The sequence below is a fragment of the Allobosea sp. 2KB_26 genome, assembly GCF_052115715.1.
Taxonomy (GTDB): Bacteria; Pseudomonadota; Alphaproteobacteria; order Rhizobiales; family Beijerinckiaceae; genus Allobosea.
In genome coordinates this window covers 1-10613 of the sequence record NZ_JBFRHE010000040.1, presented here as the reverse complement: position 1 = coordinate 10613, position 10613 = coordinate 1, and the positions used below count along the sequence as shown (strand labels likewise).

The window sequence follows — 10613 nt, the reverse complement described above, 5'->3', positions numbered from 1 at the left end:
GGCTCAAGGGAAAGCGAAAATACAGCCACACCGCATGCGCGATGATCGCCGGAGGGAACCGATGGCGCTTGTAGCTGATGGTCGGCAGGGTCATGCACGCCCACCTACACGGCTTGCCGCCATGCCGGAGTTAACGTGACAACGCCGCTCGGGGCACGGACAACCGCGCCCCAAAAACGCGTAGGCGTTTTCGATTGTTCCGGCCGATCGCGTTGGCTGGCCGCTCGAAAGCGTGTGGCCCTTTTTACGTTTTTGCGGAACCCTGCATTTCCATGCGCGTTCCTCCGCCAGACTGCTCATGCCCCTGACTGGGTCCGCTTTAGGAGTAAGCCGCGGGCCCTTTTTTGGGCTCAGGGTTGCTCGTTCATATCAGCGCCTTAGGGCGTGCGGGATTGCGAGAGCTGCGCGACGGACAGAAAATCGCTTACGAGCTCTGGTTGCGGATCAACGCTCGGGAAAAACCTGTGCCGAGAACCTTAAGCCGGAATATCGCACCCTCCGGGTCTGGAACTGGATTCGAGTGTTTTTCGGGGTGGGTGCTGTTCTTCTCCAGCCGGTTGGCATTGGCGGCTAAGGACGGCGCGCTTTTCGGAGTACGACGCGCTTTTCGGAGTACGATAACAGCCATCGCACGGGCCGATTGAGGCGAGGCATCGAAATGTCACTGGACATCTTGCACGAACTTCCAACTTCGTCAGTTCCGCCCGCATCTGCTCTGGCTGAGCTTCTCATTTCGCAGCTCTCTGCCCGAGGCCAAACGGTCGTTACAGCTGAATCCTGCTCTGCAGGCTCGCTGGCGCAGCTTCTGTCTTCCGTGCAGGGCGCCGCGAACTCGCTTACCGGTGGATTTGTCGTCTATCGCAAGTTCGCGAAAGAGCGACTGCTGGGGATCAACCCGGAATTGCTTGCGGAATTTGGCGCGGTTTCTGAAGCGATTGCTCGCGCGATGGCCGTGAATGCCATTGAGCGCAGCGGTGCTGACTTGGCCATCGCTCTGACGGGCGTGACCGGGGTTGAGCCTGATGAAGACGGCAACCCTATTGGACGCGTCCACGTAGCCGCCGTCATGGCCGATGGAACGGTGAAGCACCGCCACTGTGAGTTCGGCAAATCGAGCCCAGATGTTCTACTGCACGCCGCGCTTCAGTCAGCGTTGCTTACTGCCCTCGATCTGATCGCTGAGCCGAAACACTAAAATCGCAGACACCAGCGCTTCCCTTGGCCCTCTGCGAGCAATCCACCCAGGCCTTGGTGCCGAGATCGGGACAGTCGCCGCCGTAAAGCGGCCATTGGTGTGCTGGTTTTCCCGTGCCGGATCTCGGACTGAAATTCTTTGGAGGTCCCCTTGCTCCGTTCGACCCCGCTGCTCCGAAAGGGGCAGCGGGCCTTTAGCCTGCGCCCGGCGGCATGGCCGTCTGCGATGGAGTAATCCGCGGGGTGCGGCGCTGTCGCGACGGCGGCCAACGTTCCCATCGCCTCTGAATTCGAGTGGCTGACCGCCGCAGATCGCCTGACCGGTGGAACCGGCTGCCTCCAGGCTTTCCTCCCTGAACTGGGCCCGTCGCTCCGAAAGGGGGGCTTTTTGCGTTTAGGCGGGCGCGCGGAGTACTTTTCCCGAGCGAGGAGCCTGGCGGTCCTCACGGCAAGACGGCGATCCGGGTCAGCAATGTGACTAGTTCCGCTTGGCGCTTCGTCTGGGTTTTAGCGAAGAGGGCGGAGAGTTGCGAGCGAACGGTGGATCGGCTGAGGTGCGAGCTGCGGGCAACATCCAACGGCACCTCGCCCCGCGCCATTTTCAGCGCAAGGCGAGTCTCGGCCATGGTCAGTCCAAACATGCGCCGAAGCATGAAGGGACTGGGCTCGAGATGTGCATCAAGATCGAGCAGCATGACCACGCTCGTGCCGTCTGGCACGTCGCCGGTGGACTGATTGAGAACGAAAGGGGAGTCGTATTGATTCCAGATTACGATCCAGGCTAGTGGGCCAAGTGCCCGGGCGGTTCGGCGCGCGCGCCAGCAATCGCCTGAAGGCGCAGGTTAGCTGGTCGAGATCATGCACCGAGCGCGGCTCGCGGCCAAGGATAAGCCGGCCCGTGGCGTTAGCCTCGACGATCGTTCGGCGGTCCTTGAGGAAGATATAGCCGCAACCCACGCGGTCGAGCATGCTCAGAGCCAGGGCGCTGCGAGATTGGCTGTCGCGCGTGTCGGATCGTTCGTCCTGCTGAACAGCAGTCGCTTTCCTAAGTGTCGGATCAGAGATCATAGATCAAACCTCTCTTCCCTCGGTCGGGGAGCGCTGGCGACCGATGGCTTGCAACGTGAGAGCCGCGAAAAGGTTTCTCAATCATCGACCATCATCCGTTTGGGCGGACTTGCCGGCGCGATGGACTAGGCGTGCGGGCTTCCGGCTCGCGACGACAGTGCGGACCGGGCAGCGCGAAGACATTTAACAATGTTAATGCGCGAGGCTCGGCGGTCTGCGATCATCTGTATCGTCGCCCGCTGAACTCAAATCTGGCAACACGCCCTAGTCGATTCTTGGCGGGAGTAGGATAGCTGCGGATGCCCCGGTAACGACTGTTAATTGGGGGACGAATGATCGACGTTTCACCTCGTGGCATTTTAGTGAGCCGGGCGCAGGGGAAGGCGAGCTGGATCTATCACGTCCTGGTTCCATTGGAGGGGCACCACTTTTTGTCTCGACTCGAGCGAATGGACCGATGGCTGAACGAGTAGGAGATTCCCTATGAAGTCGTTCCCAATCGGGCCGATGATTCGGGGTTGGTGGTCCGGTTCCCGAGCGAACGATTCGCCCGCGCCTTTATCTCCGCTGAGCTAGAAGGCATCTCAAAGGTTTTGCCGACTTGCCGAACAATAGGCGGACAGCGTCTCAGCGCTCGGCACGGATCAGGAGCTCACTGAACGGGGTTATGCTTCGCGTGAACGGCGGCGGCTTTGACGAGAACCTCCTCTAAAGCGGCCAAGACATCGGACCTATCAGAAATTCAAGTGTAGTCTCTGTATCTGTTTCGAGGAAAACCACCGCGCCCTCGCCGGCGTCGCCACTGATGATCATCTTCTTCAGCTTCGTCACGGTGAAATTGAGATTTTCCGACAGCATCATTTTGCGATGTTCACCCGTTCCGCTTCGATCATTCAGCGTTACGCTGCTGCATTGGGCCTTACCGGCCACGGCCAGCACATATTTTCCACTTCACAGCCGACCTCGTGGGCGACATGTGAGAGATATTGGGCCCGCGCCTCTGCCGTATCGGGCAGGCAATGCTGGTGTAGCCAATCGAAGTAGTCTTCAATTTTCAGGTTGACGATCTGAGCCGAACAACCGCTGGCCAGCAGATCCATCGCCTGGGCTACTGCCCGCGTCAGCCAGTCTTGATATGTGGGCGGTAGATAATCGCCCTCTTTCATCTGGCGAAGGCAGATATAATCAGCCGGTCCAAACCAGGGCAAAAACACTACGCTGCTGGAGGTCGACATCACCGCAACCCCTGTTTTCAGAGGGGAATGATATGACCCTGCTTTTGGCGAATCCTTATCGAATGTTAATTTTTGCACTTCCTCGGAAGGGGCGAGTGCTGCGGCCGGAACGATTCCCGTCCCCTCAGTGTTCAGGTCGAGCCTCGGAGTAAGCAGTTGTGTGCGCGCGTCGTTTTCTGCGTTCGGGCTCAGGCTCGGTTGTCCAGCGAGGGGCCCTCATCTCGCCGGCGATAGATCGTCGGCAGGCCGCGGGGCGTAGCTGAAGCGGAGTGGAACAAGCCCCGGGGAACGCGGGTTCGTCATGAATACGGTCCAGCGAAGGAGCGATTCATGGCAGCCACTCTCATCAAATCCTATCCCAGCCACGACCAGGCTGCTTCCGTCGTGAGGGGACTGGAGGCTGCGGACCTGGATGCCGACCAGATCAGTATTATCGGCCCGCATGACGCGATCGAGAAAGGCGCCGAGACCGGGGACGCGATCGGAGGCGGAGCGGGGTTGCTCGGCGCCTTGATTGCTTTACCAATCCCTGGCGTGGGCCCAGTGCTTGCGGCAGGCTGGCTGATTGCGGGCACCGCTCTGGGCGACGTCAGTGGGGCCGCGGCAGGGACCTTGATTGGTTCGCTGACGCGTGCCGGGCTGGAGGATCGCGAAGCCGACATCGTTGCCCAAACCGTCAGGCGGGGCGAGACGCTTGTCGCCGTTCAGACCTTAGGCAGGCTTGCGGCGATCGCGGATGCCATCATGAAAAGCGGCCGCCCGATCGATCGGGAAGAACAGGGCCGCACACGCTTCGATGAGGGCCGCACCCCAGCCGGTCTGATCTTTCCGGAGTCGTATCCTGAAGGGAGTGCGTCGTTTGCGAGGAGTTTCGACATGACCACCAAGACTTTACCCGTACCCCCTGAAAACCGCAGCGACAAGGGCCCCGGCGGCAACGCCACCGAGCCGGTCAACCAGGCGAAGGAGCGGTCCCAGGAAGGCTCCGACAAGACCGGTCGGCACGCCAATATTCGGCAGAACACAACCAACCAAGGTTACCAGCAGGATCGATAGGAGGAAGCGATGTCCACCTCGACCAAGACGCCCTCCAGTATTCGGCAAGGCGGGCCGGGCTCGGCGCACGAAAATGCCAAGGCTCCGTTGGAAATCAAGAAGCCGCCGTCCCAATCCGACCTCCGGCGGCGCAGTACGGTTTCGGGCGGCGGCGGCGAGCGAGACAGTCATCATTCCCGCTCGAGGCGCCGGTCCTCGGCGCCTCGCAAACACCGAAAACCGGCATAAACCGACGCCGAAAACGTTACGCTGGTGATCATGCGCTCTCGAACTTTTGTGAAGCGTGGGCATTCGCACGGGCAAGGCCGATACCCGCGCGGGTGAAGAATCCGACACCGCGTAAATGGCCGCACAAGGTCTTGTTCATGGTCCACTCGGCCTCCGCTGAACGGCACCAGGGGAATGATACATCCTCGGGCTGGGCGGCAATGACACGATCAATGGCCGGGCCCGGCGATGACAGGGGGCTGGCGGGTCGCTGGGAGCTGATCATGCTGCGTTCGCGAAATCGCTCGTCGGGTCAGATGGCTGTGACGGCCGGCGAACAGACCCGTACCGCAATCGGTTCTCTCCCGCGTAATGGTGCAATGGGCAGGGCGTTTGCGCTGCGCGCCCCGTCGCAGCCGCCGCCCGGCGGGCTTTCTCCTCCACAAATTTGTGCATCGGAACGTTTCCGACCGAGGCGGCGTTGCGTGCGCGTGGTGGAGTAGCTGTTGTGTGCGCGCGTCGCGTTTTGCGTTCAGGCCCGGGGTCGGCTGTCCAGCGAGGACCCGTCACCTCGCCGGCGATAGATCGTCGGCAGGCAAGCTTCTTCTCCGCCTCAATGCCGGAACGCATAGAGCCATGCCTGGCGATGCTCGCCACAAAGCCTCCACGCGGCGAACGATGGGCCTTCGAGGTAGAATGGGATGGCTACCGGCTGGCGATTCACATTGCGCCCGATGGGCGAGTCCGCGCCATCACACGCGGCGGCCACGAGTGGACCGATCGCTTCCCAACCATCGTCGACGCAGCAAAGACACTGCCGGTCGAGAGCGCTATCCTTGATGGGGAAGCGGTTGTGCTGGACGAGCGCGGCGCTCCCGATTTCACCGCTCTCCAGAACGCGCTTGGTGGGCGGGGCGGCAAGCGCAGAGCCGACCTCGCGGTGATGTATGCGTTCGATCTTCTCTACCTCAATGGGGTCGACTTTCGGGGCAACAGCCTGGATGAGCGCCGGGAATGGCTCGTCAAGATCAGCGGCGCCGGGCCCGGGATCAATCTGAGCCAAGAGGTGGACGCGGATGGGGATGCCTTCCTGGCGCTCGCCTGCAAGATGGGCCTCGAGGGCATCATCGCGAAGCGGCGCGATGCGCCCTATCGATCCGGCCGGGGCGGCGAATGGCTCAAGATCAAGTGCATCCAGTCGGAAGGATTTTTCATCATCGGCTATGAGCCGTCGTCGTCGGCGGCGGGCGGTATCGCTGCTCGCGGCCTGGAAGAACAACCGGCTGACCTATGTCGGCGGCGTGGGGACGGGGTTCACGGATCGCTCTGCGGCCGCGCTGCGCAAGCAGCTCGACGCGCTCCTGATCGATAGGCCCGCGCTGAAATTGACGAGAAAGGGGACCCGCTGGGTCACGCCGTCACTGGTGGCTGAGATCGAATTCCGGGCCTGGACCGCGGATGGTAAGTTGCGTCACGCCTCGTACAAAGGGCTTCGGGAAGAAGCGGATGCTGACAACGTTCTTCGACTTGATGACGAGTAGCGCCGGCACGAAGCGCGGAACATCTTGAGACGGAATGTCAAAGGTGGGACGGATCGTCAAGCGATCGAGCGAGGTTTTCCGGCTCCCGGAATGGCAAGCCCCCGGCGCTTGCCCGCAGGCGGCGCCCCCACCGGGTCAGAGCCCGTCTGCAATCCCCGCACCGCGACGCTCTTTGCCCTTGTACTTGGCCCGCAGCGGGACGACGCCGGAGGCTTTTTTGTTTCTTGCTCCGTCCTTAGGAACCCCCTGGGCCAGTTTCCGTTTTAGTGTCGTGAGGGCGTTGGGCGATTGACAACTCCACGGCTGCAACCCTCACAGCCTGGGGCCCTGCCGTTGCGAAGCGGCGGGGCCTTCATATCGCTTCGGATCTGGCGGGATGGACAAAAGCCATGGCTCAAACACGTGGATTTATCACGTTGTCATGCCACTGACCGCGCCGCGATTTCTGTCTCGGCTCCAGGCAATGGAGGATTGGCTGAGCGAGTGGGAAATCCCCTATGAGGTGGTGCCACTCCATATCGGTGACACCGCCCTGTTGATCCGGTTCCCGACCGAGGACTTCGCGCACGCTTTCATCGCCGTGGAGAAAGACATGGCGAGGGCTGCTTTGCCCGGCCTGCACTGAGCGTGCCCGCGCCGCCCCGGGGGGCCCGCTGCCCCCCCGGAACGGCGGGCCGAATGGCGGCCGGGGCACGCTCAAGGCAGGAGCGCCAGCCGAGTAAGCAACGTCACCAGCTCCGCCTGACGCCTGGTATTGGTTTTGCTGAACACCGCGGCGAGATGGCTGCGAATGGTATGGCGGCTCACCTCGGACTTTCGGGCGACATCGGCGGGCTTATCACCGCGGGCCAATTGAAGAGCAAGGCGGGTCTCGGCCGCGGTGAGGCCGAACAGACGCCGAAGCATGAACGGATTTGGCTGCAGGCGAGCGTAGAGGTCGACCAGCACGACTACGTTGATGCCGGCGGGTATGGCGTCAGAACCTGATTCAGGATGAACGGCGCATCGTTCTCGTTCCAGATGACGATCCAGCTCAACGGTCCAAGCTTTGGACGGTGCGGGGCCCGTTCGATCAGGCGGCGGAACGCACTCGTGAGATGGTGAAGATCCAGGCCTGAATCGCGCTTGCATCCAAGGATCAGGCTGGCGGCGGTGTTTGCCTCGATGATCCGGTGGCCCTCAACCACGAGATAGCCGCATCCGAGGCGGTCGAGCAGGTCTGAAGCGACCGTGCGTTGGTTTCATTTCATGACCTGTCCTGTTCTCGTCAGCCCCCCAATGGACTCACGTAAAATTCAAACTCTGGAGCCGAGTGGCGTGTTCCTTTGCCGGTGCCAACACCGCTCCTTCGAAGTGCAGGACCTGGGCAACGCTCCATGCCCCAAGGTCTTCCGGCGCGGTTCCAGGCCAGACGACAGGCTGGACGGCGGCGCGGCACCCGTCTGAAGAGCTGGCTGGCCGTTTTGCGTCACCGCGGATTCGGGAAGAGGCGGAACAGAAATAGGGATGTCAGTTGAACAAGTAGGCACGCGGGGTCTGCTTGCCCGGTTCCCGGCCAAAAAACACCCATCGGCGCTTCGAGACTTGCGTGACGACGACGATCATCGCAACGCCGTCCTCGCATTCCAAATCGAAGGTCTCCTCAAAAATCAGCGGGCCTGTTCCGATGGGTAGACTGTAGAGGCGGCCGGCGCGTCCGCATTGTCCGATGGCGACATACTCGTAGGCCACCATCAAGCGCATTCCAGCCTTGTCGACCAACACACCTTTCCCGGTGAACATTGGCTCCTCACCCTGACGAGGCTGAGAGAAGACGGCTCGTCAGTAGGCGCGCGTACAGTGGAAAACTCAACCAATCAGCCCGTGCATGGAATCAACGGTCCCGGCGCCGTTGAGCACTGCCGTGCAGGCGCGCACTGCGTCCTGCCACTTCGGACCTGCACCTATCGCTCTCCAGGCGAGCAAGAACTCGGCGGCTCGCTCGACGTGTGTGACAGAATAGGTCACTTCGGGCCGGTCGGCTCGAACGACAATGGGTGGGGTGAACCAGTGCTTCGGCATGGCACATTCCCGTGCTCCTTTGCCGCCAGGTTCGACGCCATCAATTACGGCCTTCGGCTGATTGGTGTCGCGGTGCGACGGTCAGTCGGCGACGCGAACAAGTGTGATACGGACTTTGATCGCTGGAGCGTCCGGCGACTCGCCCAGCAGCGAAATCGTGCCCGCGATGGCCACTAATGGCCTGCGTTTGACCGGCGCCGCGCGCTGATTTGAGACGCATCAGGGGATAAGTGGCATTTCGTTGAGCGCACGAAGGCCGGCGGCATATTTCCGCATCAGGCGGTCACGATCACGCACTTTCGACAGTCGCACCTCGTCCATATTGTCCAACAGGTCGGCTTCCTTCACGGACCGGCCTTGTGGATGGCGGCCGGCCCGACGACGAAAGTGATGTACTCTTCACCATCGCGTCGAGTGAGTGCGTCGACCGCCGACACGACATTCTCGGTGAAACCCTCTCGGCGCAGATCTTCGATCGTCCAATCAGAGTCTTCGACAACATCATGAAGCGCCGCGATGATCGCATTCTGTTCCTGACCGGACGCGAGAAATCGCGCCATCAACCTCATTGGGTGTGCGATATACGGTTCCCCCGCTTTGTCCCTCTGGCCATCGTGCGCTTTCGCGGCGATCTCAATGGCGCGTGCGAGCGTGCTCATTTTCTACATCTCTCCCGCTTATCGTCAGAGATGGAGACGCCCTCTTTGCCCGGTCACAATGAGGCCCTGGCCAGAGCGTCTTCAGCTTCTTCTTTGGTTTCGAATGGGCCTGAAAGTTCATCAAACCCGCGATCCTCCCATGACGGAAGGACGTAGACGGGGACAACGCCATCTCTCCATGCAACGACCGTCTCGATAACCCATCCCGGCTCGCCGGGGTCGTACTTGGAGCGTTCTACGACACGTTCGGTCGGCGTTCGCATAGCTGCTCTCCCAGCGGCCAGCACTGAGGTCAGGAATTAAAATGAGTTGGGGCCGCTACGGTTCCCGGGCGCTCTGTTGCGTTTTGGTTTCCTGTGTCGAGGGTGGGGCGAACCGTCATACTCCGAACGGGATTTGCAAGCGGGCCCTCGCCGCCGGCGCAGCACAAAGTTCGAATAGGAGCGGCGGCATGTGGTCCTCCTCCCAGCAGAAGGCGGCATAGTTGAGCTCCGCCCACTCATCGGCTTCGGGGCTGCCAGGGCGCGCATCCTCGATTTCGGCCATTCGCTGCCGGCCGCCAACAATTTCAGGCTGTCGATAATGACTATCGCGCCCCGCATGACCGCCTCGCATTTCGGGCACTTCGCTAAATTAGCCATTCGTCTCCCCATCGCAGAACGCAACGAGAGAACTTCCTACGTCACTCAGAGTCGAGTCGAATGCATTGGTCGGTTTGTTCCAGCAGCAACCTGCGCGCCCCTTCAGGCCTACCGCCAATGCCGTTGCCGCGATGTCTGATCGCGAAAAGGCAGACATCCTCAAGCACAACGAGCATGGCGAGAGGCAGTGCAGATGGAAGCCGTGAAGCCTCGCCTCGATGTCACCCTGGGCAACATCCTGTCGATGGGAATGACGGCCGTCTCACTGATCGCGGGGATCGTGACCGTCAGCCTGTCCTATGCCCAGCTGCGAGCCAAGGACGATGTCCATGACATGCGGATCGCGATCGTCGAGGCGCAGATCGCAAAGCGCGAGGTTGCGGAGCAGTCGGCGAATAACCGCCTGTCGACCATCGAGGGCGATATCCGGGTGATCCGCCAGATCCTCGAAGGGGTGCGCCAGCCGCCTCGCTGAGCGCGCATTGCCGCTCCGAAAATCGAGGGAGCGAGAATCTCCAATGTCGCGACGACGTAATGCGACGCCGCCCGTGGGGCGCGTGCGCGTGCGCTTGCGCGAAGGCGGGCCGGCTCCCCGTGCGAGACGCACGCATGGCCCGCAAGCCGGGGGAAAGGCTGGCGCAAAATGAGTGGCCTCGCTGTCTGATTTGCTGCTTTGACGCGCAGGTGGAATTCACAGGCTCGCCGCGTGGCCAAACTCGGCAGTCGACAGTTCCTGGATTGTGGATAATCACCGAGACAGCGTAGCGTTATCGCGAACCTATGCGTGCTTGAGCCACAAGTTGCGAAACCGGAAGGAAGTGTTCAGATGCTGACGAAACGCGATCTGCTTGGCTCTGCTGCGATGGCCGCACTCGCCGCGGCGGCGGTGAAGTCCAGCCCGGTCCTTGCGCAAAGCAAAACCGAATGGCCGAACGTGTTCGAGGCCAACAA

11 protein-coding genes and 2 pseudogenes are annotated in these 10613 nt (G+C 61.4%); 6 read left to right on the top strand and 7 right to left on the bottom strand.

The annotated features are described in order from the left end of the window. A pseudogene (locus tag AB4099_RS34765) lies at nucleotides 1-94 on the bottom strand (IS6 family transposase); the annotation flags it as partial. 564 nt (nucleotides 95-658) lie between these two features. Here AB4099_RS34765 and AB4099_RS34760 point away from each other — a divergent pair. Further along, nucleotides 659-1195 (top strand): CinA family protein, encoded by a 537-nt coding sequence (locus AB4099_RS34760; protein WP_441481442.1) that lies wholly within the window; start codon nucleotides 659-661, stop codon nucleotides 1193-1195. Between the two features lie 442 nt (nucleotides 1196-1637). On the opposite strand, the gene AB4099_RS34755 is transcribed toward AB4099_RS34760, so the two are convergent. Both AB4099_RS34755 and AB4099_RS34750 read right to left on the bottom strand, forming a co-directional pair. Then, nucleotides 1638-1889, bottom strand: coding sequence for a helix-turn-helix transcriptional regulator (locus tag AB4099_RS34755; RefSeq protein ID WP_441481441.1), 252 nt, complete (start codon nucleotides 1887-1889; stop codon nucleotides 1638-1640). Between the two features lie 1272 nt (nucleotides 1890-3161). Further along, a complete protein-coding gene (locus AB4099_RS34750) occupies nucleotides 3162-3497 on the bottom strand; it encodes a hypothetical protein (RefSeq protein WP_441481440.1) in 336 nt (111 codons plus the stop codon). Between the two features lie 330 nt (nucleotides 3498-3827). On the opposite strand from AB4099_RS34750, the gene AB4099_RS34745 reads away from it, so the two are divergent. The 4 genes and pseudogenes from AB4099_RS34745 (at nucleotide 3828) to AB4099_RS34730 (ending at nucleotide 6926) form a co-directional block, all read left to right on the top strand. After that, on the top strand, nucleotides 3828-4553 hold the full coding sequence (locus AB4099_RS34745) for a hypothetical protein (RefSeq protein ID WP_441481439.1): 726 nt from the start codon (nucleotides 3828-3830) through the stop codon (nucleotides 4551-4553). A gap of 9 nt (nucleotides 4554-4562) precedes the next feature. Continuing rightward, a complete protein-coding gene (locus AB4099_RS34740) occupies nucleotides 4563-4781 on the top strand; it encodes a hypothetical protein (RefSeq protein WP_441481438.1) in 219 nt (72 codons plus the stop codon). Between the two features lie 559 nt (nucleotides 4782-5340). Beyond that, nucleotides 5341-6301: pseudogene (gene ligD / locus AB4099_RS34735) on the top strand (non-homologous end-joining DNA ligase). 376 nt (nucleotides 6302-6677) lie between these two features. Further along, a complete protein-coding gene (locus AB4099_RS34730) occupies nucleotides 6678-6926 on the top strand; it encodes a hypothetical protein (protein ID WP_441481437.1) in 249 nt (82 codons plus the stop codon). 71 nt (nucleotides 6927-6997) lie between these two features. On the opposite strand, the gene AB4099_RS34725 is transcribed toward AB4099_RS34730, so the two are convergent. From AB4099_RS34725 to AB4099_RS34710, 4 genes are all read right to left on the bottom strand, one after another. Next, on the bottom strand, nucleotides 6998-7249 hold the full coding sequence (locus tag AB4099_RS34725) for a LuxR C-terminal-related transcriptional regulator (RefSeq protein ID WP_441481436.1): 252 nt from the start codon (nucleotides 7247-7249) through the stop codon (nucleotides 6998-7000). Nucleotides 7250-7810: 561 nt separating this feature from the next. After that, nucleotides 7811-8083 carry a hypothetical protein gene (locus tag AB4099_RS34720; protein ID WP_441481435.1) on the bottom strand — a complete coding sequence of 91 codons (273 nt, stop codon included), beginning with the start codon at nucleotides 8081-8083 and terminating at the stop codon, nucleotides 7811-7813. 498 nt (nucleotides 8084-8581) lie between these two features. Beyond that, nucleotides 8582-8710: a hypothetical protein gene (locus AB4099_RS34715; RefSeq protein WP_441481434.1), complete on the bottom strand. Its 129-nt coding sequence runs from the start codon at nucleotides 8708-8710 to the stop codon at nucleotides 8582-8584. Continuing rightward, entirely contained in the window at nucleotides 8707-9021 is a 315-nt protein-coding gene (locus tag AB4099_RS34710) for an HD domain-containing protein (protein ID WP_441481433.1), read from the bottom strand. The genes AB4099_RS34715 and AB4099_RS34710 overlap by 4 nt, the downstream gene beginning before the upstream one ends. Nucleotides 9022-9855: 834 nt before the next feature. Here AB4099_RS34710 and AB4099_RS34705 point away from each other — a divergent pair. After that, on the top strand, nucleotides 9856-10137 hold the full coding sequence (locus AB4099_RS34705) for a hypothetical protein (RefSeq protein WP_441481432.1): 282 nt from the start codon (nucleotides 9856-9858) through the stop codon (nucleotides 10135-10137). Nucleotides 10138-10613: the final 476 nt, after the last annotated feature.

Bases quoted from the DNA above. Each gene is read 5' to 3' on its own strand.
- AB4099_RS34760 (WP_441481442.1), top strand. From the start codon at position 659: ATGTCACTGGACATCTTGCACGAACTTCCAACTTCGTCAGTTCCGCCC.
- AB4099_RS34755 (WP_441481441.1), bottom strand. From the start codon at position 1,889: ATGCTGCTCGATCTTGATGCACATCTCGAGCCCAGTCCCTTCATGCTT.
- AB4099_RS34750 (WP_441481440.1), bottom strand. From the start codon at position 3,497: ATGTCGACCTCCAGCAGCGTAGTGTTTTTGCCCTGGTTTGGACCGGCT.
- AB4099_RS34745 (WP_441481439.1), top strand. From the start codon at position 3,828: ATGGCAGCCACTCTCATCAAATCCTATCCCAGCCACGACCAGGCTGCT.
- AB4099_RS34740 (WP_441481438.1), top strand. From the start codon at position 4,563: ATGTCCACCTCGACCAAGACGCCCTCCAGTATTCGGCAAGGCGGGCCG.
- AB4099_RS34730 (WP_441481437.1), top strand. From the start codon at position 6,678: ATGGACAAAAGCCATGGCTCAAACACGTGGATTTATCACGTTGTCATG.
- AB4099_RS34720 (WP_441481435.1), bottom strand. From the start codon at position 8,083: ATGTTCACCGGGAAAGGTGTGTTGGTCGACAAGGCTGGAATGCGCTTG.
- AB4099_RS34710 (WP_441481433.1), bottom strand. From the start codon at position 9,021: ATGAGCACGCTCGCACGCGCCATTGAGATCGCCGCGAAAGCGCACGAT.
- AB4099_RS34705 (WP_441481432.1), top strand. From the start codon at position 9,856: ATGGAAGCCGTGAAGCCTCGCCTCGATGTCACCCTGGGCAACATCCTG.